The organism is Aliirhizobium wenxiniae (genome assembly GCF_014201355.1).
GTDB lineage: Bacteria > Pseudomonadota > Alphaproteobacteria > Rhizobiales > Rhizobiaceae > Neorhizobium > Neorhizobium wenxiniae.
Window position 1 is genome coordinate 31426 of sequence record NZ_JACHEG010000002.1, and the last position, 24410, is coordinate 55835.

Here is a 24410-nt window from a genome sequence, read left to right on the forward strand (position 1 = left end):
AATGAGGGTTTGGATCAGCCGTATATGGCCCGAACGAGGCGGCGCACCGCGGCAGCCACCTTTTCCCAGTCCTTTTCCGTCTTCAGCGGAACGCCTGCGAACTGGCCGCTTACCGAAGCGGAAATCACCAGATGCTGGATGGACGCAAATAGGAGCGCATTGGTCGTGGCGGTATCGACGCCTTTCGGCGGCTTCAGATTGCCCTGCATCCGCTCCAGCCATTTGCCGAGCGCCTTCATGCGCGACTCGGAAAGGCGACGAACCTGCGGCGTGTCCTGAGAGACTTCCCAGGCAACAATCTTGCAGACCAGTGGATCGTCGCGCAGTGCTTCCATGAAATACATGGAGAGCTTTTCCATCAGGTCGCCATAGGTGAGGACGAACATGCCGCCGGTATCCTGCGGGATCTTGTCGCTCACCCAGCTGCCGAGCTCTTCGCCGATCGCATCGAGCAAACCATCGAGACCGCCGTAATAGCGGTAGATGAGTTGCTTGTCGCAGCCGGCACGACGCGCCACCGCGTTGATCCCGAAACCCTGGAAACCGTGTTCGGACAGGAGGTCACGCGCCGCCAGAAAAATCGCACGCTCGGTATTGGCGCGATTGCGCGGCCGTAATGGCTGGTTCTGTTGCGCGGTCATCTCGGGGATCTGCAGCATCGTCGGCCTATTCTTCAAGAAACACAGCATAGGCGATAATCCCCCGGCCGGCGAGCAGCAAGCGCGTTGCGACATGATGCACAGAATTGCGGCCATTGCCTTGCCAAGGATTACATGCAGAGTATCGCACGGGAGGAATAACATATAAACTGATAAGCGCGCCCCCGGCTCATGCTGACCATATTCGAAAGCATTTTACCTGTCTTCCTGCTCGTCCTTCTCGGCATCGGCCTCAAGCGGACAACTGTCATCAACGGCAATTTCTGGGAGGGGATGGAGCAGTGCAGCTATTATGTGCTGTTTCCCGCCCTTCTCTTCCAGACCATGGCAAAGGCCGATTTCTCGGATGCAAGCAGCATCCATGTCAGCCTGATCGCCATCCTTGCCTTCACCACGATGTCCATCGTCGTGCTCGCCTCATGGCCGGTTCTCAAACGTGGCCGGATGACGCCATCCACCTTCACCTCGCTCTATCAGACGTCGACGCGCTGGAACGGCTTCATGGCGCTCGCAATCGCGGCCAAGACTTATGACGCACATGGGCTGGTGGTGGTCGGCATGGTCATGGCAGCGGTCATCGTTCCGGTCAATGCCGGAAGCATCGCGGTACTTGCCGTATTCTCCGGGCAGAAACGCGACTATCGCGCCATCGCGATCAAGATCATCAGCAACCCGATGATCATCGCGACCATTCTCGGCATCGGCATCAACCTGATCGGCTTGCCGCTCTATCGGCCGGTGATGGCAACGGTCGAGATGTTGTCGCAGGCTTCCCTCAGCCTCGGCCTGATCACGGTCGGAGCAGGTCTCAAGGTGGCGGATGCGCTGAAGCCGAGCATCGGCGTGCTGTCGGCCGTAGTCATGAAACTGGTCGTATTTCCGGCTCTCGCCATCGCAGTCGGCCTTGCGGTCGGACTTACCGGCACCAATCTGGCGCTGCTCGCCCTCAGCGCCGCAGTCCCTACCGCGATGAATGGCTATGTGCTTGCCAAGCAGATGGGCGGCGACGCAGATTTTTACGCTGCAGCCGCAACCGTGCAGACGGCGCTCGCCTTCTTCTCCATTCCGGTCGCGATGTTCGTCGCGAACTACGCTGCCGGCGGATAAAGAAGGTCGACGATATAGCTGGCGTCGAAACGGGCATCGAGCATGCCGTAGGTCGAGCGCCAGCCACCAGCCAGACGGGTTTCGAGATAGGCATCGGCAATCTTGCCGGCGCCCAGGCGCGCCAATTCGGCGGCACCGGCGGCAAGCGCCAGTTGCTCGACAAGCAGGCGCGCCGCGCCCTCATCCCGTTCGCAAAGCGCCATGGCGGCCCTCAGAACCTCGATTGTCTTGCGGCCGGATGCCCCCAGATCCCGCTCGAAACCGGAGAGCACCAGTTCGAACAGGTCGCGACCGCGTGAGAGGACGCGCAGGACATCGAGCGCCATGACGTTGCCGGAGCCTTCCCAGATCGCGTTGACCGGTGCTTCCCGGTAGTGACGCGCGATCGGGCGTTCCTCGACGTAACCGTTGCCACCGAGGCATTCCATTGCCTCGTAGATCAGCGACGGGGCGATCTTGCAGTTGAAATATTTGACGACCGGGGTCATGACGCGGGCAAAGGCCGCGTCCGCCGGATTGCCGGCGGCGCGATCGAAGGCTTCGGCAAGACGGAAACCGAGCGCCGTCGCTGCAGCAACGTCCAATGCCATATCGGCAAGCACGCGCGTCATCAAAGGCTGATCGACGAGCTTGCGGCCGAACACATTGCGGCCGCGGGTGAAATGAACGGCCTCGGCGAGCGATGCGCGCATGATACCAGCAGAAGCGACTGCGCAATCAAGCCGCGTGAGCGTGACCATATCGAGGATGGTGCGAATACCCGCACCCGGTTCACCGAGCAGATAACCGAATGCATCGGAGAACTCGACTTCGGCCGACGCGTTGGAGCGATTACCAATTTTGTCCTTCAGTCGCTGGAACTGCAGACCGTTGGCCGAACCGTCTTCCAGAAGACGGGGAACGAGGAAGCAGCTGATATCATCCTTGGTCTTTGCCAGCATGACGAAACCGTCACTCATCGGTGCTGACATGAACCATTTATGGCCATTCAGGCGATAGATGCCCTCACCTACCCGCTCGGCAGAGGAGCGGTTGGCGCGCACATCGGTGCCGCCCTGCTTTTCCGTCATGCCCATGCCGAGCGTGATCGCGCTTTTCTGCATGGCCGGACGATTTGTTGAATCATACTTGCGCGACAGGATTTTCGGAGCCCATTCCTTTTGCACCCGTGGCGACGCCATCAGGGCTGCAACGGAAGCGCTGGTCATGGTCAACGGGCAAAGGTGGCCGCTTTCAAGCTGCGCTGTCAGATAGAATCGGGTCGCACGCGCCTTGTGTTCGCTGCCCTTCGCTTCCGGGATGTTTTCCCATATGGAGGAATGAAGGCCCGTCTGCATCGAACGGCGCATCAGCGCATGCCATGCAGGATGGAATTCGGTTACATCGAGACGCTCGCCGCGCGGACCGTGGGTCTTCAGCTTCGGCGGGTTTTCGTTCGCCATACGCGCCAGCTCCTGCGCTTCTGGCGACGTCACGTAACGTCCGAGCTGGTCGTATTCCTCGCGAATGACGCGATTGAGCCCACCCGTCAAATCGACCAGAAGCGGATCGGAGCGATAGGCATTGATGCCGGACCAGGGCGCAGGCTGGTTCAATTCGGCGAATTTTTCTTCGGCGCGGCTTAACTCGTTCATGCTCCGCTTCTAGCGGAAGTTAACGGGAGTGGGAACGGGCGCACGACCCTAAATTGGGCTTCTCAACAAATGGCCGTTTCCGCCTGCCAAAACACAGGCAGAATGAAGAAAGTGGGATGGTATAATGCACCATGCCGCTTGCAGCTTGCCCCCCCAAACCTTATAGACCGCCGAACGCAAGCGGAGACACGCCCAATGGTCTTCTTCCCTCATCGCCACCTCCTCGGCATCAAGGGTCTCAAAGAACAGGACATCACCTATCTTCTCGACAAGGCCGACGAGGCCGTGAAGATTTCCCGGCAGCGGGAGAAAAAGACGTCCACCCTACGCGGCCTTACCCAGATCAACCTTTTCTTCGAGGCGTCGACGCGCACGCAATCGTCCTTCGAACTTGCCGGAAAGCGGCTTGGCGCGGACGTGATGAACATGTCGGTCGGCAATTCATCGGTAAAAAAAGGCGAAACGCTGATCGATACGGCGATGACGCTGAACGCCATGCGCCCCGACGTGCTGGTGCTTCGCCATTCTTCCGCCGGTGCGGCAGCGCTTCTTGCCCAGAAGGTCGCCTGCTCGGTGGTCAATGCCGGCGACGGCCAGCATGAACATCCGACCCAGGCGCTGCTCGACGCACTGACGATCCGCCGCGCCAAGGGTACGCTGACCGGTATCACGGTGGCGATCTGCGGCGATGTCTTGCACTCGCGCGTCGCCCGCTCGAACATCATCCTTCTCAACGCCATGGGTGCCCGCGTCCGTGTCGTTGCTCCTTCCACCCTTCTCCCATCGGGCATCCGTGACATGAGCGTGGAAGTCTTCCACTCTATGGAAGACGGCCTGAAGAATGCCGATGTCGTGATGATGTTGCGCCTGCAGCGCGAACGCATGGCCGGCTCGTTCGTGCCGTCGGTTCGCGAATACTTCCACTTCTACGGGCTTGATGCGGAAAAACTGAAGGCGGCCAAGGAAGATGCGCTCGTCATGCATCCAGGTCCGATGAACCGCGGCGTCGAGATCGCCTCCGAGGTCGCAGACGGCCCGCAGAGCGTCATCGAACAGCAGGTTGAAATGGGGGTCGCCGTGCGTATGGCCGTGATGGAGACGCTTCTCACATCCAACCAGGGAGAACGCGCATGAAATCAACCGTTCTCAAAAATGTCCGCATCCTTGATCCGTCGCGCAATCTTGACGAGACAGGCACGATCATCATCGGCGAAGACGGACATATCCTTGCTTGCGGCAAAGACGCCCTGAACCAGGGCGTACCGCACGGCGCGAGCGTCCGCGACTGCCAGGGTCTGGTTGCCACACCCGGGTTGGTCGATGCCCGCGTTTATGTCGGCGAACCGGGTGCCGAGCATACAGAAACGATCGAATCGGCCAGCCGTGCGGCGGCTGCCGGCGGCGTCACCTCCTTCATCATGATGCCGGAGACCGATCCGGTGATCGACGATATCGCGCTCGTCGAATTCGTTCACAAGACCGCTCGCGACAAGGCACTCGTCAACGTTCATGCCGCTGCCGCCCTGACCAGAGGGCTCGAAGGCAAGGAGATGACCGAATTCGGCCTGCTGCAGGAAGCCGGCGCCGTCGCCTTCACCAATGGCCGACATGCGCTTTCCGACTCGCTGCTGCTTCGCCGCGCAATGACCTACGCACGGGAGTTCGATGCGGTGATTTCGCTCGAGCTCAGAGAAAAATATCTCGGCAACGGGGTGATGAACGAAGGGCTGTTTGCCAGCTGGCTCGGCCTGTCCGGCGTGCCGAAGGAAGCAGAAATCATTCCGTTGGAACGTGATCTGAGGATCGCGGCTCTCACCAAAGCCAAATACCACGCAGCCAAGATCTCGGTGCCGGAATCGGTCGAGGCGATGAAGGTTGCCCGGTCGCGCGGCGCCAATGTCACCTGCGGCATTTCGATCAATCATCTTTCGCTCAATGAAAACGACATCGGCGAATACCGCACCTTCTTCAAGCTGTCGCCGCCTCTTAGAACCGAGGACGACCGGATCTCGATGGCGGATGCGCTGGCCGCGGGCGATATCGACATCATCGTGTCGTCGCATGATCCGCAGGACGTCGACACCAAGCGCTTGCCGTTTGCCGACGCCGCCGATGGCGCGATCGGGCTGGAGACGATGCTGTCGGCAGCACTTCGCCTGCATCATGACGGACGCGTGCCACTGATGCGGCTGATCGACGCCATGTCGACACGCCCCGCACGGATATTCGGCCTCAACGCCGGCACGCTGAAAGTGGGAGCGAAGGCCGACATCACACTGATCGATCTCGATGATCCCTGGATCGTTTCCAAGGATGCGATCATCTCGCGGTCGAAGAACACACCGTTCGACGAAGCGCGCTTCTCCGGCCGTGCGGTCGCCACCTATGTGGCCGGCAAATGCGTGCATGCAATCGATGGGGGCCGAGCGTGAGCGAACTCTTCAACTGGCAGATCACCCTGCCGATCGCAGCCGGTGCGCTGATCCTGGGCTATCTGCTCGGCTCGATCCCTTTCGGCCTTCTCCTCACGCGTGCGGCAGGCCTTGGCGATATCCGCTCGATTGGGTCGGGGAACATCGGCGCAACCAATGTATTGCGCACCGGCAACAAGAAACTCGCCGCAGCGACGCTTCTGCTCGATGCGCTGAAGGCGACGGTCGCGGCACTCATCGGCTGGCATTTCTTTGGTTTCGAAGCCGGGTTGTTGGCAGGCTTTGCAGCCTTCATCGGCCATCTCTATCCAGTCTGGCTCGGCTTCAAGGGCGGCAAGGGCGTTGCCACCTATATCGGCACCCTGCTTGGCGTTGCGCCATGGATGGTATTGGTCTTTGCCGTAGTGTGGCTGACGATCGCCAAGCTCAGCAAATATTCGTCGCTTTCCGCTCTGGTGGCGACGCTTATTGTCCCCGTTGTGCTGTGGTTCATACAAGAGCCCAAGATTGCGGCCGTGATGGCCGTCATGACCGTGATTTCCTGGGTAAAACACAAGACCAATATCGAGCGGCTGATCGCCGGCACCGAAAGCAGGATCGGCTCTAAGGGATAACCCCTTTCAACCAGACCTCCGGTCATTCAACGAACAATAAAGATTACGACAAGCGGGGCTGAGCAAAATCGTTCAGCCCCATTTTTTTTCAGGTCGATGCGCTAACCGACATCCACGGCATAGGTGTGCACGTCACCATGCATGTTGGAGCGAAACACCAGGCGCTTCCCGTCGGGAGTGAAGGAGAGGTTCGGCTCCAGCCGGTAGTTATGGTGCTTCATATCGACCAAGCGCACAGCGCGTAGCACGCCAGGGCTGATCAGCTCGCCGGCATTGTCTGCAGAGATTCCCGCCACATCCGGAATTGCCTCGGGGACAAATAGCGAGATCCATTTCCCGTCCTTGGCATGAGCGACCATCTCTTCGTCACCCCCATCACCGGCGAAGCAACTGCCGTCGGGTGACACGTTGAAATGAACCGACCAGAAGTCCCGCTCCAGGGCGTACCAATGCCGCCTTCCGCTCTCAAGTTCGTGGCCCGCCAGCCAAAAGACTTCGCCTCGCGGCGTCTGGAGATCGTACCAGATGGTTTTACCGTCATGGCCGAAGAATTCGTGCCCGGCGATCTCCATGTTCATGCTGCGTGTATGCACACGAAGCGGTACGCAGGGATCATTGCCCAGGCGCATTGTCCAGATGCGGTCCACCTTGTGCCACGGACCTTCGTGGCAGAACATGATCTGCTGCGGGTCGGCAGGAGAAAACTGCAGGTGGTTCAGCCAGTCGGTGGCATGGTAGACATCGCGACGCAGACCGGTCTTTAGATCGACGACGAAGATGGTCATCGGAAGGCGTCTCTCAAGTCTCCGATTGATATGCACCTCCTTCTGTTCCGCGAATGTCAGCCGCTGGCCCGTGACGGGGTGGTACATGTCGCTATCGACCATCCACTCACCCTGTGGATTGGCCTTGCCTCCGGCCGCTTCAGACGAACCGGAGGTAAACTCGTCGTTGAACGCCCTGCCCTCATGGGTTTCGCTTCCGAGCAGCAGCGTTTCATCGGCGTTGACCGCGAAGACCGCCTCGGATGGCGACAGCCGATAGTGGCTTCGCTGCAGTCGGCCTTCAAGGTCAATAGTGCGCACTTCACGGCTCGGACCACTGCCATCAATGTACCAAAGCCGCGAAGTTTGCCTGCCGACCATCAGCACTTCGGCGCCTGGGTCGGCCAGGATGAGGTTGTTGCGCCGACTACCCAGTTCGATCACGCCAATTCCGTCAGGTCGGCTGACGACCATGCGTTGTCCATCATGGCTATAGGCATGCTGATGGAAATAGAGGGAGGACGTACCCGCTTGCGCCGACAGCCGGATAATCTTCTTTCCCGTCACCTCATCATGCCATGCGACCGGAATGCCGTCCTTTGCTGTCGGAAAGTCGTCTGGTTCAGCCATCATAATTTGTCCATTCCTTTCAGTGCGGGCTTCAGCGTGCTGCGGCAGCCGCCACATGGTGTTCCGTCGCCGCAGCTGGTTCCTGCCAGCATTGCTCATAGGGAAGACCGGTCAGCAGTTCGACAGTTGCGCGGGTTTGCGGATCAACCGCACTGCGGTCACCGCCATTTTTGAGGCGTGCAATTTCCTGCAGCACGATCAGGTGGTTCTCGCGGTTGAGCTTGAAGCGCTTGGAAATGATGATGCCCCATAGCCCGAAGCAGAATGGCACGCAGGTGTAGATGGCGATGATACTGGTAACGGTGGATTCCGGCTGGACATCCACGCCCTGCTGAAAGCCGGTGGCCGACAAGACCAGACCGAGGGTGAACATGATCGATGCCTGAATGACGGTATCGACAAAGTTGAACACGCCGGAGAACAGAGCTTCACGCCGTTCGCGGGTGACCATTTCGTCGACATCGGGAATGAATGACATCAGGTAGAAAGACGCGTTGGCAATGCCGGTCTTGCCGAAATTCAAGACGATCGTCAGACCGATCAGCCAGATCTCCGCGTGAGGCGGGCGTACCAGTGCCAGCCAGGCGAAAGCGGCAAAGACAAGCAGCGTTACCCATGCGCCGAGGCGGAACGAGGTCGCACCGTCAGTCTTGATCGTGTACCAGAGGAAAAAGGACAGAAACAGCAGGCCTAAAAGGTAAGCGACGCTGTTGGCACCGGCAACGACGGTCGGGCTCATCAACATGACGAAGATGATGAAATAGGTATTGACGTATCCGGAGATGGTACGCTCCGAGATCTGCGCAACGAACATGGCCAGCAACTGACGAAATGCACGGACCCGTAGCGTGGAACCCAGATCGCGGAACATCAACTTCATTTCCTGCCAGGCGCTTCGGCCCGGGGTGAAATGCAGTTCCTCCGCCGGCCGTTCGAAGCTCCACTTGTATTGCAGGAACAACGCCACGCAGGCCAGAACGTCACAGATGATCATGGTCCAGGTGAAGGCAGCCAGATCCTTGCCGAAATAGAGAAACATGATGCCGGGCAGCGCCGAAAGTGCCGTGGTGGCGATCGCACCAACGGCCTGCTTCATACCCTCGATCTTGGCGCGCACGGTCGAATCCGTGGTCATCTCCGTTGTCAAAGTGGGGATGATGATCTGCGGAACACGCAGCACGCAATTATAGAGAATGTAGATGAAATAGTAGTAAGCCACCCCCATGCCCGGGAGCCACACCAACGGAAAGAGGATGGTGTGGACCGGAATGATGGCGAGAAGCCAGAAGCGTCGACGTCCAAATTTTTTCCCGAGGCGGGTCTGGCCAAATTTGTCCGACAGTTCACCGAAGAACAGAGAGAAAAAGGCCCCGGCCAGTTTGCTGATCGCAAACAGGGTCCCCACCGCCATTATCGACAAACCGGCATATGTTGTGTAGTAATACATCAACCATGCAGATAAAACGTTCTGCGTGGTGGCAATAAAAATATTAACGGAAGACACGCCGAAGTAATTCTTCCAGGTTATTTTCCTTGCTGCATTCATTTTCTTGGGTCTTTTCTGTTTTCAGAGAAAAAAGGAAGCCCATCGCATTGTGTCTCTCACCACAATACGGTCGGGAAATTCGTTATTTGATGAAGGCAACGACGCAGCAGATCACGCCGCCGCCATTCGGCAGCGGAAGCTGGTCATCTGGATCAGAGCAAACCGTATGCGCGAGCAGCCGGTTTTGTCCGGGCGTGAAGGCAGAACGGCGCGCTACCATTAAGAACGACGGGCAGCAGATAGCGCTTTCGTCGTCCCAATTGCCGTGCGTAGCCTTACGCAAAATCGCTTACGGCAGCGGCACCAGATACGGCGCGTCTCAAACGCCTTTCGCGGCCTGCCATAACTGTGATGTAAAGATTGTCCTCCCTATCCTCCTGATAGTTTCCGCTCCCTGTCGTCCTGTTTTAATTTTAGGACCCGGCCAGTACCTTAATTTTTTCGCCATCAAATCCGGCTGCTTGGCTTTCCTGTAAAGAAAACCACAAAGGCGGATCAAAGCCGACCGTTCGACGACACGAAAGCCGATAGCCCTTGCGGAAAATCGCCAGCGTCACGTCAAGCGGCGCTCGCTGCTGCTGCCTCACTCGCCGCCACCAGGCCCGGCGGTTCGCAGCGCATGGCACCATTTTCCGCCCTTGCCTTTCCGGTTGCGTCGTGGTTCATACATGCCGTCAGGATTGCAGCCATGCGGACAATCATGACCGTAATCTTCTGGGTGGAGCTCAACACCAATATCGAGCGGTTGATCGCCGGCACCGAAAGCAAGATCGGCTCAAACGGGCAATCTGCCCGAAGAGGCGATTCATGCCTGATGGCAGCGCGCGGAGATCGGGAATTGCGCTGACCGAGAAGCAGAGGATCGCCTGGCTAAGGCTGATCCGCTCCGACAATGTCGGCCCGGCCACTTTCCGGCAACTGATCAACCATTGCGGCTCTGCGGAAAATGCACTCGCCATGATGCCGGAACTTTCTCGGCGAGGCGGCGCCACGCGCTCGTTACGTATTGCCAGCATCGAGGATGCCGAGCGGGAGCTTGAAATCGCCAGCAGACATGGGGCGTGCTTCGTCGGCATCGGAGAGCCGGACTATCCGCCCGCGCTCAGGCATATAGACGGCGCTCCACCGCTCGTCGCGATCAAGGGCGACCTGACAAGAGCCACACGTCCGTCTGTCGGCATCGTCGGCTCGCGCAACGCTTCGGTCGTCGGCGCCAAATTTGCGGCGATGATCGCCAGGCGCTGCGGCCAGAACGGTTATGTGATCACATCGGGGCTGGCGCGCGGGATAGATACCGCCGCACACCGGGCCAGCGTCGAGACCGGAACGATCGCCGTGCTCGCTGGTGGATTGGACCGCCCCTACCCGCCCGAAAATCTCGGACTGCTGGAAGAGATTACCAATGGTGCGGGTCTTGCGATCAGCGAAATGCCGTTCGGCTGGGAACCGAGAGCACGGGACTTTCCCCGCCGGAACCGGCTGATCGCCGGCATTTCGCTCGGCGTCGTCGTGGTCGAGGCAGCGGAAAGATCCGGCTCGCTGATAACTGCGCGGATGGCCGGCGATTTTGGCCGGATCGTGTTTGCCGTGCCCGGTTCGCCGCTCGATCCGCGCTGCCACGGAACAAACGCCCTGCTCAAGCAGGGTGCGGTCGTAACGACAGGACCGGAAGACGTACTGGAAGCTCTCGCGCCGTTATCGCAACTCGATCTTTTCGAACCGCCCATGATCGAGGAGCCAGATACGCAGACAGGCGCCATCGTGCCGCCAGATGACGATGACCGATATGCGATCATCTCAGCCCTCGGCCCGACACCCGCAGAGATAGATGACATCATCCGCCACACGGGTCTTCCCGCGTCGTCCGTCTATCTCGTACTGCTAGAACTCGATCTGGCCGGACGTCTATACCGCCATCCCGGAGGATCTGTTTCCATCGCGCTTTCCGGCTGAGCGCGGCCGCCGGCCGGACTTGATATCACCGGCTTCGACATAGGCCATCTCTATGAGATAGCAGAGCATGTCTGCCCCTTCGGCGAAAGCGACCTGCCGCAGCTCGCCAAGCATCTGGCATATATATGCAACGTTATCGACAGAATGCCCCTCGCGGAGCTCACCTATGTGAATCGACATGCCCCACCCCACCAGAAGTTTCAGTGAATTTTTATTCACTACAAGAAACTTTATGGACTTTATTTGAAATATTCATGATTGCAAGTCCGATTAAAGCAGCTACCGATTGCATCCTTCGAAATGTGCTAATTTCACTTAAGCCCTTGACCGCGGGACAAACGCCCTCCATGTCGGGAAGCAAATCTCCGCCTGGACCGAACTGGGTCCCGGGCCCTGCTCTATTACAGAGAACCAAAAATGAATGTTGTCGTTGTAGAATCTCCAGCCAAAGCCAAGACGATCAATAAGTATCTGGGCTCGGGTTATAAGGTTCTCGCATCCTTTGGCCACGTCCGCGATCTTCCCGCGAAAGACGGCTCCGTGCTTCCCGATCAGGATTTCGAAATGTCCTGGGAGGTCGATAGCGCGTCGCAGAAACGCATGAAGGATATTGCCGATGCCGTAAAAGGCTCCGACGGACTGTTTCTCGCGACCGACCCGGATCGCGAAGGTGAAGCGATTTCCTGGCACGTTCTCGATCTCCTGAAGAAGAAGAAGGTGCTGGGTGACAAGCCGGTGAAGCGCGTCGTGTTCAACGCCATCACCAAAAAGGCTGTGCTCGATGCCATGGCCGCCCCGCGCGATATCGACGTGCCGCTGGTCGATGCCTATCTCGCCCGCCGCGCACTCGACTATCTGGTCGGCTTCAATCTGTCCCCGGTCCTGTGGCGCAAGCTGCCCGGCGCACGGTCTGCCGGCCGCGTGCAGTCGGTGGCGCTGCGCCTAGTCTGCGACCGCGAAAACGAGATCGAGCGTTTCGTTTCCGAAGAATACTGGAACCTGTCTGCGCTGTTGAAGACGCCGCGCGGTGACGAATTCGAAGCAAAGCTGGTGGCGGCCGACGGCAAACGCCTTGCACCCCGCGCGGTCAAGACCGGCGAAGACGCCAATCGCCTGAAGACACTGCTCGAAGGCGCATCTTATGTGGTCGACAGCGTCGAGGCAAAGCCGGTCAAGCGCAATCCCGGCCCGCCCTTCACTACGTCGAGCCTGCAGCAGGCCGCTTCATCGAATATAGGTTTCAACGCTTCGCGCACCATGCAGGTGGCGCAGAAGCTTTATGAAGGCATCGATATCGGCGGCGAGACGGTCGGTCTCATTACTTATATGCGTACCGACGGTGTGCAGATGGCACCCGAGGCGATCGATGCGGCCCGCGCCGCCATCGTCGACCAGTTCGGCAACCGCTACCTGCCGGAAAAGCCACGCTTCTATTCCACCAAGGCGAAGAACGCTCAGGAAGCCCACGAAGCGATCCGCCCGACCGACTTTAACCGGACGCCGGATCAGGTACGCAAGTTCCTCGATGCAGATCAGGCGCGTCTCTACGAACTGATCTGGAAGCGCGGTATAGCGAGCCAGATGGCGTCCGCCGAGATGGAACGCACGACGGTCGAGATCGTCGCCTCCAATGGCGGCGACAAGGCTGGCCTGCGTGCCGTTGGCTCCGTTGTCCGCTTTGACGGCTTCCTCAGCGCCTATATGGATCGTCGCGACGAAGACGAGAAGTCGGAGGATGACGACGAGGATGGTCGCCTGCCGGAGATCAATGCGCGCGAAAACCTCGCCAAGCAGAAGATCAATTCCAGCCAGCACTTCACCGAGCCGCCGCCGCGTTATTCGGAAGCCTCGCTGATCAAGAAGATGGAAGAGCTCGGCATCGGCCGCCCGTCCACTTATGCCGCGACGCTGAAGACGCTATCCGACCGCGAATATGTGGTGACCGAAAAGCGCAAGCTGATCCCGCATTCCAAGGGCCGTCTCGTTACCGCATTCCTGGAAAACTTCTTCACCAAGTATGTGGAATACGATTTCACTGCCGATCTGGAAGAGAAGCTCGACAGGATCTCCGCCGGCGAGCTCGACTGGAAACAGGTCCTGCGCGATTTCTGGCAGGATTTCTTCGCCCAGATCGAAGACACCAAGGAATTGCGCGTCACCAACGTACTGGACGCTCTGAACGAAGCTCTTGCGCCGCTGGTGTTCCCGAAGCGCGAGGACGGTTCGGATCCACGCATCTGCCAGGTCTGCGGCACCGGCAACCTGTCGCTGAAGCTCGGCAAATATGGCGCCTTCGTCGGTTGCTCGAACTATCCGGAATGCAATTTCACCCGCCAGCTTTCCTCCGATGGCGCGGAAGCCGATGCCTCCGGTCTCAATGAGCCGAAGGCGCTTGGCGCCGATCCGCATACGGGCGAAGAACTGACGCTGCGGTCTGGCCGTTTCGGACCCTATATCCAGCGCGGTGAAGGCAAGGAAGCCAAGCGCTCCTCGCTGCCGAAAGGCTGGAAGCCGGAAGACATAGACCATGAAAAGGCGCTGGCTCTGATCAACCTGCCGCGCGACGTGGGTCAGAACCCGGAAACCGGAAAGATGATCTCCGCAGGTCTTGGCCGCTACGGGCCGTTCCTGCTGCATGACGGCACCTATGCCAACCTTGAAAGCATCGAGGACGTGTTCTCGATCGGCCTCAACCGCGCCGTGACCGTGCTTGCCGAAAAGGTTGCCAAGGGTCCTGGTGGCCGTGGCCGCGGCACTCCGGCAGCGCTCAAGGAACTCGGCGATCATCCGGACGGCGGCGCGGTCACCGTACGTGACGGTCGTTATGGTCCCTATGTCAACTGGGGCAAGGTCAATGCGACCCTGCCGAAGGGCATGGACCCGCAGTCGGTGACGATGGAACAGGCCATGGCGCTGATCATCGAGAAGGGCGGTAAGCAGCCTGCGGCAAAATCCAAGGCGAAGCCGAAGAAGGCCGCAGCCAAGGCTGACGGCGAGACCAAGAAGGCGGCACCGAAAAAGGCGGCAGCCAAGACCACTGCGGCCAAAAAAGCGCCGGCGAAGAAGACTACCGCGAAAACAAAGAAGACGGATACGTGAGCGAAGAGCAGGACGACGACATCAGATCGCACCGGCAGCGGAAGCGCGCCGAAAGAGCCGAACGCGGAATGGCGACCGGCTCGAAAGGCCAGCCCGCCATCATCCAGGGCGTTATCCCACCGCGCGAAGTCCTGCTCGAATTCATCTCCGACAGCCCAGACAAGGCCTCGAAGCGCGAAATCTCCAAGGCTTTCGGGCTGAAGGGCGAGACGCGTGTCGAGTTGAAGGACCTGCTTCGCCAGCTCGAAGACGAAGGTCTGCTGACGAAGAACCGCAAGTCCCTGGCGCGTCCCGGCGCCCTGCCCCCGGTAACCGTTCTCGACATCACCACCCGCGACAAGGATGGCGAGTTGATCGGTCGTCCGGCGGAATGGCCGGAAGATCTCGGTGCGGCACCGGCCGTGCTGATCCGCCAGTCGTCGGAACAACGCGGCAAGGGCAAGGCGCCCGCCGCCGGTCTCAACGACCGGATTCTGGCAAAAATCTTCCCCAACAAGGACCGTACCGGTCCCGCCTATACGGCGCGCGTCATCAAGGTGATCGACAAGCGGCGCGGCGCGACGATGGGCGTCATCCACAAGCTTGCCGACGGCGAGGTCCGGCTTCTGCCGATCGACCGTCGCGGCGAGGAGATGGTGATCGAGCGCGATGGTCTGGGCGAGGCCAAGGACGGTGATCTGGTCGAGACGGAAACCGTTCGTTCCGGCCGTTTCGGCCTGCCGCGTGCGCGTGTGCTCTCGGTAGTCGGCTCCGTGGCGTCGGAAAAGGCGATCTCGATGATCGCCATCTATTCGCATGGCATTCCGCATATCTTCCCCAAGCAGGTGATGGATGAGGCGGAGGCTGCAAAGCCCGCCTTGATGTCGAAGCGCGAGGACTGGCGCGATGTGCCGCTCGTCACGATCGACCCCGCCGACGCCAAGGATCATGACGACGCCGTTTACGCCGAGCCGGACCCGTCTGCCGACAATCCGGGTGGCGTGATCGTCACCGTCGCGATCGCCGATGTCTCCTGGTATGTGCGCACCGGCTCGCCGCTCGACCGTGAAGCGCTGAAGCGCGGCAATTCCGTCTATTTCCCCGACCGCGTCGTGCCGATGCTGCCGGAGCGGATTTCCAACGACCTCTGCTCGTTGCGCGAAGGCGAAGACCGGCCGGCAATGGCCGTCAGGATGGTGTTTTCCAAGGAAGGCCGCAAGGCCGGCCACACCTTCCATCGCATCATGATGAAGAGCGCTGCCAAGCTGTCATACCAGCAGGCACAGGCTGCGATCGACGGCAAGCCGGACGACAAGACCGGGCCGCTGCTCGAACCGATCCTGAAGCCGCTCTGGGCCGCCTACAAGATCATGAAGATCGGCCGCGACCGCCGCCAGCCGCTTGAACTCGATATGCCGGAGCGCAAGATCCTCCTGAAGCCCGACGGCACTGTCGATCGCGTCTTTGTGCCGGATCGGCTGGATGCACACAAGCTCATCGAAGAGATGATGATCCAGGCGAATGTCTGTGCCGCCGAAACGCTGGAGAAGAAGCGCCAGCCGCTGATCTACCGCGCCCATGACGGCCCGTCGCTTGCCAAGCAGGAGACGTTGCGCGAGTTCCTCAACACCCTTGGCATCTCCATGGCCAAGGGCGGCAACATGCGCTCCAATTCGTTCAACGGCATCCTGTCGCAAGCGCAGGGCACGCCGCATCAGGTGATGGTCAACGAGATGGTGCTGCGCTCCCAGAGCCAGGCCGTCTACAGCCCGGACAATATCGGGCATTTCGGCCTCAACCTGATGAAATATGCGCATTTCACCTCGCCGATCCGCCGTTACGCGGACCTGATCGTGCACCGCGCACTGGTCGGTTCGCTGGGTCTCGGCGAAGGCGGGATTACGCCCGAGGAAGAAGCGCAGCTCGACGATATCGCCGCGGAAATCTCCACCTTCGAACGCCGCGCCATGGCTGCCGAACGCGACACGATCAACCGTCTTGTCGCCCATCATCTCGCCACTCGTATCGGCGAGGAATTCGAAGGACGGATTTCCGGCGTCACCAAGGCCGGGCTGTTCGTTTCGTTGCCGACCTATGGGGCTGACGGTTTCGTGCCGGTCTCGACAATCGGCAATGATTATTACATCTATGACGAGGCGCATCAGGCACTGACGGGCGAACGCTCCGGGCTTGGCTACCAGCTGGGCGATACGGTGGATGTGCGCCTGAAGGATGCCATTCCGCTTGCCGGCGCGCTGCAGTTCGAGATGCTGAGCGAAGGCAAGAAACTGCCGACGGCAATGCGATCCTTCCACAAGGCGGGCAAACGCAACAGGCCGGGTGGCGGACCGAAGAAGCCGGGCACACGCCCTCCCCGTGGACGCAGGAGATAGCAATGGACCAGCGCGCCGGATCGACCATCAAATATGGCGGTGAAGGCGCGCCCGAGCGTCCCTTGGGGCGCTCCATCAAACGCGGCCTTGCCTGCCGCTGCCCGAATTGCGGTGATGGCCGCCTGTTCCGCGCCTTTCTCAAGCCAGTCGATCACTGCGCCGTCTGCGGCGAGGATTATACGCCTCAACGCGCCGACGACCTGCCGGCCTATCTCGTCATCGTCGTTGTCGGCCATGTGCTGATGACGGGCTACCTTTTGACCGACATGATCTGGCGCCTCTCACCCTTCATTCACATGGCAATCTGGATACCGCTTGCCGTGCTGACCGCAATCGCGACGGTTCAGCCTATCAAGGGTGGTGTCATTGGCCTGCAATGGGCTTACAGGATGCATGGCTTCAGCAAGGAGCCGGAGCACGGCGATCCTTCCGCATGAAGCCGACAGGCGCAGATGTCGTGGAGCCTGACGATCGTTTTGAGGTGCCTAATCGCGTCCGCACGCAGGATGCGGCCTGCCTGATCCTTGTTGATCGCTCCGGCCCTCAACCGAAGATCCTGATGGGCCGCAGGGCGGCCAAGCATGTGTTCATGCCGGATGTCTATGTATTTCCCGGCGGACGGCGTGACCGTGGCGACCATGCGCGCCCCTTCAACAACGATCTCCATCCACAGGTAATGGAGAAGCTGCTAGCCCACACACCTCGCCGCATGGGACCGGCGCGCGCTAGGGCGCTCGCGCTTGCGGCGCTTCGCGAATTGCAGGAGGAAACAGGCATCCGTCCGGTCAATGCCGATGGCCCCAACCTCGGCATGTTACGTTATGTCGCGCGGGCAGTGACCCCGCCTGGAGCCGTTCGCCGCTATGACACCCGGTTCTTTCTTGGGTTTTGCGAAGAGACTGTCTTCGACATGTCGCATTTCGGCGATACGGACGAATTGGAGGACTTGCAATGGCTTGACATTGCAGCGGTTTCCAGTCTGAAACTCGCGCGGATCACTCAGACGGTACTGGAGGACGTCAAGGACCTGTTGAAACTCGATCCTTCCGTCTCTTTCGGAAATCCCGTCCCCTTCTATTCGATGCGTCGCGGGCGCTTCGTCCAGACAAGACTGTAAGGAAGAATGAATGCCGCAGCCTGCGACCGACGAAAACGGGCATGTCGAGAAAATCCACTGGCCGTCCCTCGTTGCTGCGATTGCGGCCATCAGTGCGGTCGGCATAGCGATCGGGCTCGGACTTCCGCTTCTTTCCATCATTCTTGAAAAGCGCGGTATCCCCTCGACGCTGATCGGCCTCAATGCGGCCATGGCCGGCATAGCCTCGATGCTGGCGGCGCCGGTTACCACCAAGCTCGCGCATGATTATGGCGTGGCGCGCACGATGATGTTCGCCGTGGTCGTAGCCTCCGTCAGCGGGCTCGGTTTCTATTACGCGCAATCCTTCTGGATGTGGTTCCCGTTGCGCTTCGCCTTTCACGGTGCGACGACCACGCTGTTCATCCTGTCCGAATTCTGGATCAACGACGCAGCCCCGCCGCGCCGCCGCGGGCTGGTTCTCGGCATCTATGCCACCGTACTTGCAATCGGCTTTGCAATAGGCCCCCTGCTCTTCTCGACGCTGGGCAGCGACGGCATTCTTCCCTTCCTGGTGGGCGCCATCATCATCCTGCTCGCATTGATCCCGATTTTCATCGCGCGGCACGAGAGCCCGGTCCTCAACACCAAGCCGGATCGCCATTTCTTCCACTACATCTTCCTCGTGCCGACAGCGACGGCAGCCGTCTTCGCCTTCGGCGCGGTTTCTGCCGGCGGGCTTTCGCTGTTTCCTATCTATGCGCTGCGCGAGCAGTTGCAGGAATCACAAGCTGCCGTGCTTCTGACCGTGATGGGCATCGGCAACATGGCATTCCAGATCCCGCTCGGGCTTTATTCCGACAGATTGAAAGACCGTCGCCCATTGCTCGCAGCCATGGCCATTCTCGGCGTCATCGGTTCGCTGGCCTTGCCGATGCTGATCCACAACTGGATCTTGATGGCTGTCGTGCTGTTTTTCTGGGGCGGCTGCGTCTCCGGTCTCTACACGGTGGGCTTGGCACATCTGGGTGCGCGACTCAGCGGTGCGGATCTCGCAGCCGCCAATGCAGCATTCATTTTCTGTTATGCGGTCGGCACGGTGGTCGGTCCGCAGGGCATCGGGGCCGCCATGGATGTCGTCGGAAACGACGGTTATGCGTGGGCGCTGGCCTCATTCTTCGGCTTTTACGTGCTGATTGCCCTGTGCCGTACGCTTTTCCATTCAAAACGGAGTTGACTTTTGGCGCGCGATTTGTAATTTCGCGCCAGATTTAGCCGGGGCGCACGCTGCGCTCGCGGCTTCCTATTTTCTAGAGGCAGAACAACCATGGCGAAAGCTACGACCATCAAGATCAAGCTGCTGTCGACGGCTGACACCGGTTTCTTCTACGTCACGACGAAGAACAGCCGTACGTTCACGGACAAGATGACCAAGACCAAGTACGACCCGGTTGCCAAGAAGCACGTTGAATTCAAGGAAACCAAGATCAAGTAAGACTTGATCTTTAGGGTTTGAACAAGGCGCCGACCGCAAGGTCAGGCGCCTTTTCTTTTGCCTGCTGATCTGCCGAATAGCGCGCCTTAAGCTGAAACGAAAAAACGCCGCGTCCCGTCAGGGAGCGGCGTTTTAGATTGGGGGTCGACCAGCCTGCAATAACGGCACGAGGAACCGCATTCATATGCCTGCCGGTCGACCGACCCCACGACCCAGGAGATGCGGCGGACCTGAGCATCATGGGGTATGGCAGTGCCGCATATGGCACATATTTGTCGTTAGGTTCAAAATTGCGCAAAGGAAAAAGAAAATCAATAGATTCTTAACTGGGAGAAAAAAATGGATTCGCTGTTGGTTAAAATTTGCGCCTCACGGCGCCCAACCACTTAACGCTCTTCAATAGCAGCGAAGTAAAACGGACCCGAAGGCGGGGTGTTTTCTTGACCGGTACAACCGCAACGGAATTAATTCCGCGGGAAAATGAAATTCAAGCACAACCGACCGTCGAATTACCATCAACTAAACTCGGCTATCCTTTTCACAGCAATTCCATCCGAGGATTTCAACCAGTCGGAAACAATGAAACAGCGTGCGGCATTTTGCACCGGCTCATTACGCTCAAGAATTTCCAGATCACTACAAAACTGTGATTAATCCCGTCGGTAAATCGCCACCACGGTACGCAACCATTGAACGAGATCAACCGCTTACGAAACAGCTGTCATTTCTGTCGCTGATTCGTGATCAAGCCGCGTTTGCAACGACGCGGTTTCGTCCGTCGGCCTTGGCCTTATAAAGTGCCTGATCGGCCTGCTTCAGCAATTGTTCCGGTGTCTCGGCATCGCCGGTACTGCAGGAGAGACCGAAAGATGCCGTCAGCTCGATTGCGGTTCCGGCAGTTTTGAGCACGAACGGCGTCTTCTCGATGATGGCGCGCAAACGCTCTGCGACAGCAGCCGATGCTGTCGCATCTGTGTCCGGCATGACAACGACAAACTCTTCACCGCCGTACCGGCAGGCAAGATCAGCCCCTCGAACCGTCGAGCGGACCCGGGAGGCGAACTCGCGCAGCACTTCATCGCCGGCATCGTGGCCGTAGGTGTCGTTCACTGACTTGAACCGATCGATATCCATGAGGCAGATCGACAGAGGGCGCGAGCGAACTGCGGCTCGGCTGAAGAGTATCTTGAGATGATTGTCGAGATATCGACGATTATTCAAACCCGTCAGGGCATCTGTGACGGCGAGCTCGATCGTGTGCTTGACGCTCATCCGCAGGCGATCGTTATAACGCTTGCGCTTGATTTGGGTGAGCGTGCGCGCCAGCAGTTCATTCGGGTCGACCGGACGAACGATGTAGTCGTTGACGCCTAGATCGAGCGCGCGAACGATCATGTCCTCGGCACCAGCTTCGGCCGCCAGCAGAATCGGCAGGAAGCGCGTACGTTCCAGTGAACGCAGCTGGGAGCATAGTCGCAGAGGATCGTAGTCGTCGAAATTGGCATTGACGATGACAAGATCGAAACTGTTTTGCGCGGCTTCGAAGATCGCGGCCTGCGGATCAGACATCGCGACGACGTTGCAGACGGGCTTCAGCGCCTTGGTGATACGTTCCTGCGAGCTTGCGCGACCGTCGACAAGCAAAACCTGGCCGATATCGTCGCGGCCGTCTACGCCCTTGAGTATATCCTCAATGACGAGGCTATGAGCCGTGTCGGCCCGAATGCGCAACTCGTCGCTCAGCGCCTTGAGGCGCACGAGGCTGCGAACGCGGGAAATGAGCTGGACGTCATTGACCGGCTTGGTGAGAAAATCATCGGCACCGGCTTTGAGCCCGCGCACGCGGTCCGAGGGCTGGTCGAGCGCCGTCACCATGACGACGGGGATATGGGCAGTCTTGGGATTGGCCTTCAGCCGCTCGCAGACCTCGAAACCATCGATGCCGGGCATCATGATGTCGAGGAGGATCAGATCCGGTGGGGTGCTTTCGCAGATCGCCAGCGCCTGGTAGCCGTCATCGGCCGTCAGCACGTCGAAATATTCGGCCAGCAGACGCGCTTCGAGAAGCTTCACATTGGCCGGGATGTCATCGACCACCAGTATCCGCGCCGTCATGCCCATGCTCCCCGCATCATGCGTCGCCGAGGTAAGTCTTGATTGTTTCTATGAATTTCGGCACCGAGATCGGCTTGGAAACATAGGCTTCGCATCCACCCTGACGAATGCGTTCTTCGTCGCCCTTCATGGCAAAGGCCGTGACGGCGATGACCGGTATGACGTGAAGTTCGTCGTCTTCCTTCAGCCATTTGGTGACTTCCAGGCCAGAGACTTCCGGCAGCTGGATATCCATCAGGATAAGGTCGGGGCGATGCTTGCGGGCAAGATCGAGCGCTTCCATGCCGTTGCGGGTCTGGATTGTTTCATAGCCCGACGCCTCGATCAGATCGCGGAAGAGCTTCATGTTCAGCTCGTTGTCTTCGACAATCATGACCCGTTTGGGCATTGCGATCCATTCCTCAAATCGCGCCTTCAAAAGCGTATGTTCGATATATAAGCTTCAAGATGGTTGATTCCATCGAGCTCTGTTTCCTCAAGACTAGGGCCATTTGGTTGAGAAGAGGTAACTCCCCGACAATGCCGCCAAAAACGACTGAACAGGACGCAAGACGCATCAATGCCGAAGAGACGGCTGCTGCCGTGCTCGGCTGGATGGCCGGCGAGCCGGACATGATGCAGCGGTTCCTCGCCTTGTCGGGCGTCGCGCCGGATCAGATACGGTCCGCCATCTCCGATCCCGGCTTTCTGGCCGGCGTGATCGACTTCATCATGAGCCACGAGCCGACGCTACTTGCCTTCTGCGAAGCAACAGGCACCAAGCCGGAAACGGTCATTGCCGCCCATCAGCATTATTCCGGCCCCTATTTCGGGCCCGGAGACTATTGAGATGAGCGAGATCCTCGATCTTTCGCATGTCAGCCTGAAGGACCGGCCTCTGATCGTCTGCGACGTGGATGACGTGGTGCTGCAATTCTTCGCACCGTTCGAAACCTATCTGAAACAGGACGGGCTGGAGCTTCTACCGCGGTCATTCCGGCTAACCGGCAATATAGTTTCGGTCGGCACCGAGATCGCAGTCGAAGACGTGGCGGTCAAACAACTGATCGGTTCGTTCTTCGAGCAACAGGAAGAATGGCAGACACCTTTCGATCTCGCGCTCGATACGCTGAATGCGCTTGGCGCCGACGCCGACGTCATGTTCCTTACCGCGATGCCGCCACGCTACAGCGAGCCACGACGACGCCTGCTCGACCGGCTCGGCTTCGACTTTCCGCTTGTCGCAACGGAAGAACCAAAGGGACCGGTAATGCGACGCATCCATGGCGAACGCGCCCTGCCCTGCGTCTTCATCGACGACATGGCCCATAATCTTCACTCGGTACGCGACCATGTCGGTAACTGCCTTGTCCTGCACATGATGCCGGATTCCCCGCTACATCTTCTGGCGCCGAAGCCGGATGACGGCATTACAAGGGCGATGGACTGGGCACAGGCCGGAAATCTTATTCGCGCGCATATCGGCCGTTAGTTCGTAAAAGAGCAAAACGAGCATCCACCGGCAACAAACCGTTGTAGACCTGCCTCATCCCCTTGAGTGCCGATCGATTGCGGCCTATCGTGCAGATGTTCAATCTTTGTTCCTGACATGACTTCTTCGACCGACACACTATCCGGTTTCTGTCGCGACTGCCTTACCGAGCAGAATGTCGAAACGCGTCGTTGCCGCAAATGCGGCTCGCCACGTCTCCTCTATCACCGTGAACTCTACGACCTGACGCTGGCGCATATCGATTGCGACGCCTTTTACGCGACGATCGAAAAACGCGACAATCCGGAGCTTGCCGACAAGCCGGTCATTATCGGCGGCGGCAAGCGCGGTGTCGTATCAACGGCCTGCTACATCGCCCGCATCAGCGGTGTCAGATCGGCAATGCCGATGTTCAAGGCACTGGAGCTCTGCCCCAACGCTGTCGTCATCCGCCCCGACATGGAAAAATACGCAGGCGTCGGCCGGCAAGTGCGGCAGATGATGATGGAGCTTACTCCCCTAGTTCAACCGCTTTCGATCGACGAGGCGTTTCTCGAACTCGCAGGGACCGAAAGGCTGCACCGCGATCCGCCAGCACGCATCCTCGCGAAGTTCGCGAAGCGTGTCGAAAGCGAAGTCGGAATTTCGATTTCCATCGGGCTTTCCTATTGCAAGTTCCTCGCCAAGGTCGCTTCCGACCTGCAGAAACCGCGCGGTTTTTCTGTCATCGGCGAGGCCGAGGCGAAGGACTTCCTCGCCCCTCGTCCCGTCACCACCATCTGGGGGGTCGGCAAGGCGTTCAACGCCACGCTCGAGGCCGATGGCATCCGCACGATCAGCCAGTTGCAGCAGATGGAGGAAGGCGACCTGATGCGCCGCTACGGCTCGATGGGCCAGCGTCTCTACAGGCTTTCCCGCGGAATGGACGAGCGCGAGGTCCATACAAATGACGAGGCGAAAAGCGTCTCCGCCGAAACGACCTTCTTCGAAGACATTTCCCGACATGATGACCTCGTACCTGTCCTGCGACGCCTTTCGGAAAAAGTTTCCGCACGATTGAAAAAGCACGAGATCGCCGGCCATACCGTCGTGCTCAAGATGAAAACGGCCGACTTCAAGAGCCGGACGCGCAACAGGCGGCTGGAAGACCCGACACAGCTTGCCGACCGGATTTTTCGCACCGGCCTGTCGCTGATGGAGAAAGAAACAGACGGAACGAAATTCCGGCTTCTCGGCATCGGCGTCACCGATCTTTGCGATCCGGCACTGGCGGACCCGCCGGATCTCGTCGATCAACAGGCAGGTCGGCGGGCGGCGGCTGAAGCTGCAATCGACAAGCTGCGTGACAAGTTCGGCAAGGCGGCTGTCGAGACTGGTTACACGTTTGGCGACAAACGTCGTTGAGCCTTAAAAAGCGTGTCCGGAATTCATTTCGAAATCGCAG

22 protein-coding genes are annotated in these 24410 nt (G+C 59.1%); 16 read left to right on the forward strand and 6 right to left on the reverse strand.

All coding sequences use genetic code 11. The features are described from left to right. Positions 1–14: 14 nt before the first annotated feature. Complete coding sequence (locus HNQ72_RS08220; protein ID WP_183991496.1) at positions 15–659, reverse strand: TetR/AcrR family transcriptional regulator; 645 nt, start codon at positions 657–659, stop codon at positions 15–17. A 171-nt stretch (positions 660–830) separates the two neighbouring features. Between HNQ72_RS08220 and HNQ72_RS08225 the strand changes: the two genes are divergently transcribed. Then, positions 831–1766 (forward strand): AEC family transporter, encoded by a 936-nt coding sequence (locus tag HNQ72_RS08225; RefSeq protein ID WP_183991498.1) that lies wholly within the window; start codon positions 831–833, stop codon positions 1764–1766. Here the strand turns inward: HNQ72_RS08225 and HNQ72_RS08230 are convergent. After that, positions 1748–3400 carry an acyl-CoA dehydrogenase family protein gene (locus HNQ72_RS08230; RefSeq protein WP_183991500.1) on the reverse strand — a complete coding sequence of 551 codons (1653 nt, stop codon included), beginning with the start codon at positions 3398–3400 and terminating at the stop codon, positions 1748–1750. The genes HNQ72_RS08225 and HNQ72_RS08230 overlap by 19 nt on opposite strands. Positions 3401–3595: 195 nt before the next feature. Between HNQ72_RS08230 and HNQ72_RS08235 the strand changes: the two genes are divergently transcribed. From HNQ72_RS08235 to plsY, 3 genes are read left to right on the forward strand one after another with little or no spacing between them, the layout of a single operon-like run. Then, a complete protein-coding gene (locus HNQ72_RS08235) occupies positions 3596–4534 on the forward strand; it encodes an aspartate carbamoyltransferase catalytic subunit (RefSeq protein ID WP_183991502.1) in 939 nt (312 codons plus the stop codon). Further along, positions 4531–5832, forward strand: a complete 1302-nt coding sequence (locus HNQ72_RS08240; RefSeq protein ID WP_183991504.1) for a dihydroorotase — start codon at positions 4531–4533, stop codon at positions 5830–5832. The genes HNQ72_RS08235 and HNQ72_RS08240 overlap by 4 nt, the downstream gene beginning before the upstream one ends. Further along, positions 5799–6446 (forward strand): glycerol-3-phosphate 1-O-acyltransferase PlsY, encoded by a 648-nt coding sequence (gene plsY, locus HNQ72_RS08245; RefSeq protein ID WP_183991506.1) that lies wholly within the window; start codon positions 5799–5801, stop codon positions 6444–6446. The genes HNQ72_RS08240 and plsY overlap by 34 nt, the downstream gene beginning before the upstream one ends. Before the next feature lie 101 nt (positions 6447–6547). Here the strand turns inward: plsY and HNQ72_RS08250 are convergent, their stop codons facing one another. After that, a complete protein-coding gene (locus HNQ72_RS08250) occupies positions 6548–7897 on the reverse strand; it encodes an oligogalacturonate lyase family protein (protein WP_183991508.1) in 1350 nt (449 codons plus the stop codon). Next, positions 7872–9386, reverse strand: a complete 1515-nt coding sequence (locus HNQ72_RS08255) for an MFS transporter (protein WP_280518251.1) — start codon at positions 9384–9386, stop codon at positions 7872–7874. The genes HNQ72_RS08250 and HNQ72_RS08255 overlap by 26 nt, the downstream gene beginning before the upstream one ends. A 619-nt stretch (positions 9387–10005) precedes the next feature. Between HNQ72_RS08255 and HNQ72_RS08260 the strand changes: the two genes are divergently transcribed. From HNQ72_RS08260 to HNQ72_RS08300, 9 genes are all read left to right on the forward strand, one after another. Beyond that, complete coding sequence (locus tag HNQ72_RS08260; RefSeq protein ID WP_183991512.1) at positions 10006–10233, forward strand: hypothetical protein; 228 nt, start codon at positions 10006–10008, stop codon at positions 10231–10233. Beyond that, positions 10194–11339: a DNA-processing protein DprA gene (gene dprA, locus HNQ72_RS08265; RefSeq protein WP_183991519.1), complete on the forward strand. Its 1146-nt coding sequence runs from the start codon at positions 10194–10196 to the stop codon at positions 11337–11339. Before HNQ72_RS08260 ends, dprA begins: the two co-directional genes overlap by 40 nt. A 417-nt stretch (positions 11340–11756) precedes the next feature. After that, positions 11757–14438: a type I DNA topoisomerase gene (gene topA / locus HNQ72_RS08270; protein ID WP_183991521.1), complete on the forward strand. Its 2682-nt coding sequence runs from the start codon at positions 11757–11759 to the stop codon at positions 14436–14438. A 68-nt stretch (positions 14439–14506) separates the two neighbouring features. Beyond that, entirely contained in the window at positions 14507–16810 is a 2304-nt protein-coding gene (gene rnr, locus HNQ72_RS08275; RefSeq protein ID WP_183993047.1) for a ribonuclease R, read from the forward strand. 2 nt (positions 16811–16812) lie between these two features. Further along, positions 16813–17247 (forward strand): DUF983 domain-containing protein, encoded by a 435-nt coding sequence (locus HNQ72_RS08280; protein ID WP_183991523.1) that lies wholly within the window; start codon positions 16813–16815, stop codon positions 17245–17247. Next, positions 17244–17927, forward strand: a complete 684-nt coding sequence (locus HNQ72_RS08285) for an NUDIX hydrolase (protein ID WP_183991525.1) — start codon at positions 17244–17246, stop codon at positions 17925–17927. Before HNQ72_RS08280 ends, HNQ72_RS08285 begins: the two co-directional genes overlap by 4 nt. Before the next feature lie 10 nt (positions 17928–17937). Then, positions 17938–19122, forward strand: a complete 1185-nt coding sequence (locus tag HNQ72_RS08290; protein WP_183991527.1) for an MFS transporter — start codon at positions 17938–17940, stop codon at positions 19120–19122. A gap of 90 nt (positions 19123–19212) precedes the next feature. Further along, positions 19213–19380: a 50S ribosomal protein L33 gene (rpmG, locus tag HNQ72_RS08295; RefSeq protein ID WP_112457312.1), complete on the forward strand. Its 168-nt coding sequence runs from the start codon at positions 19213–19215 to the stop codon at positions 19378–19380. A 440-nt stretch (positions 19381–19820) separates the two neighbouring features. Then, on the forward strand, positions 19821–20030 hold the full coding sequence (locus HNQ72_RS08300; protein ID WP_183991529.1) for a hypothetical protein: 210 nt from the start codon (positions 19821–19823) through the stop codon (positions 20028–20030). A gap of 94 nt (positions 20031–20124) precedes the next feature. On the opposite strand, the gene HNQ72_RS08305 is transcribed toward HNQ72_RS08300, so the two are convergent. Then, entirely contained in the window at positions 20125–21495 is a 1371-nt protein-coding gene (locus HNQ72_RS08305; protein WP_183991531.1) for a PleD family two-component system response regulator, read from the reverse strand. A 16-nt stretch (positions 21496–21511) separates the two neighbouring features. Next, on the reverse strand, positions 21512–21883 hold the full coding sequence (locus HNQ72_RS08310) for a response regulator (protein ID WP_093003064.1): 372 nt from the start codon (positions 21881–21883) through the stop codon (positions 21512–21514). Positions 21884–22014: 131 nt separating this feature from the next. Between HNQ72_RS08310 and HNQ72_RS08315 the strand changes: the two genes are divergently transcribed. The 3 genes from HNQ72_RS08315 to HNQ72_RS08325 all read left to right on the forward strand — a co-directional run bounded on the left by HNQ72_RS08315 (position 22015) and on the right by HNQ72_RS08325 (position 24370). Beyond that, positions 22015–22323 carry a DUF3572 domain-containing protein gene (locus HNQ72_RS08315; RefSeq protein WP_183991533.1) on the forward strand — a complete coding sequence of 103 codons (309 nt, stop codon included), beginning with the start codon at positions 22015–22017 and terminating at the stop codon, positions 22321–22323. 1 nt (position 22324) lies between these two features. Then, positions 22325–22966 carry a hypothetical protein gene (locus HNQ72_RS08320; protein ID WP_183991535.1) on the forward strand — a complete coding sequence of 214 codons (642 nt, stop codon included), beginning with the start codon at positions 22325–22327 and terminating at the stop codon, positions 22964–22966. 117 nt (positions 22967–23083) lie between these two features. Beyond that, on the forward strand, positions 23084–24370 hold the full coding sequence (locus HNQ72_RS08325) for a DNA polymerase IV (protein ID WP_183991537.1): 1287 nt from the start codon (positions 23084–23086) through the stop codon (positions 24368–24370). Positions 24371–24410: the final 40 nt, after the last annotated feature.

Coding starts and splice junctions, on each gene's coding strand:
- HNQ72_RS08220 (WP_183991496.1), bottom strand. CDS start 659: ATGCTGCAGATCCCCGAGATGACCGCGCAACAGAACCAGCCATTACGG.
- HNQ72_RS08225 (WP_183991498.1), top strand. CDS start 831: ATGCTGACCATATTCGAAAGCATTTTACCTGTCTTCCTGCTCGTCCTT.
- HNQ72_RS08230 (WP_183991500.1), bottom strand. CDS start 3,400: ATGAACGAGTTAAGCCGCGCCGAAGAAAAATTCGCCGAATTGAACCAG.
- HNQ72_RS08235 (WP_183991502.1), top strand. CDS start 3,596: ATGGTCTTCTTCCCTCATCGCCACCTCCTCGGCATCAAGGGTCTCAAA.
- HNQ72_RS08240 (WP_183991504.1), top strand. CDS start 4,531: ATGAAATCAACCGTTCTCAAAAATGTCCGCATCCTTGATCCGTCGCGC.
- plsY (WP_183991506.1), top strand. CDS start 5,799: ATGCGTGCATGCAATCGATGGGGGCCGAGCGTGAGCGAACTCTTCAAC.
- HNQ72_RS08250 (WP_183991508.1), bottom strand. CDS start 7,897: ATGTGGCGGCTGCCGCAGCACGCTGAAGCCCGCACTGAAAGGAATGGA.
- HNQ72_RS08255 (WP_280518251.1), bottom strand. CDS start 9,386: ATGAATGCAGCAAGGAAAATAACCTGGAAGAATTACTTCGGCGTGTCT.
- HNQ72_RS08260 (WP_183991512.1), top strand. CDS start 10,006: ATGGCACCATTTTCCGCCCTTGCCTTTCCGGTTGCGTCGTGGTTCATA.
- dprA (WP_183991519.1), top strand. CDS start 10,194: ATGCCTGATGGCAGCGCGCGGAGATCGGGAATTGCGCTGACCGAGAAG.
- topA (WP_183991521.1), top strand. CDS start 11,757: ATGAATGTTGTCGTTGTAGAATCTCCAGCCAAAGCCAAGACGATCAAT.
- rnr (WP_183993047.1), top strand. CDS start 14,507: ATGGCGACCGGCTCGAAAGGCCAGCCCGCCATCATCCAGGGCGTTATC.
- HNQ72_RS08280 (WP_183991523.1), top strand. CDS start 16,813: ATGGACCAGCGCGCCGGATCGACCATCAAATATGGCGGTGAAGGCGCG.
- HNQ72_RS08285 (WP_183991525.1), top strand. CDS start 17,244: ATGAAGCCGACAGGCGCAGATGTCGTGGAGCCTGACGATCGTTTTGAG.
- HNQ72_RS08290 (WP_183991527.1), top strand. CDS start 17,938: ATGCCGCAGCCTGCGACCGACGAAAACGGGCATGTCGAGAAAATCCAC.
- rpmG (WP_112457312.1), top strand. CDS start 19,213: ATGGCGAAAGCTACGACCATCAAGATCAAGCTGCTGTCGACGGCTGAC.
- HNQ72_RS08305 (WP_183991531.1), bottom strand. CDS start 21,495: ATGACGGCGCGGATACTGGTGGTCGATGACATCCCGGCCAATGTGAAG.
- HNQ72_RS08310 (WP_093003064.1), bottom strand. CDS start 21,883: ATGCCCAAACGGGTCATGATTGTCGAAGACAACGAGCTGAACATGAAG.
- HNQ72_RS08315 (WP_183991533.1), top strand. CDS start 22,015: ATGCCGCCAAAAACGACTGAACAGGACGCAAGACGCATCAATGCCGAA.
- HNQ72_RS08320 (WP_183991535.1), top strand. CDS start 22,325: ATGAGCGAGATCCTCGATCTTTCGCATGTCAGCCTGAAGGACCGGCCT.
- HNQ72_RS08325 (WP_183991537.1), top strand. CDS start 23,084: ATGACTTCTTCGACCGACACACTATCCGGTTTCTGTCGCGACTGCCTT.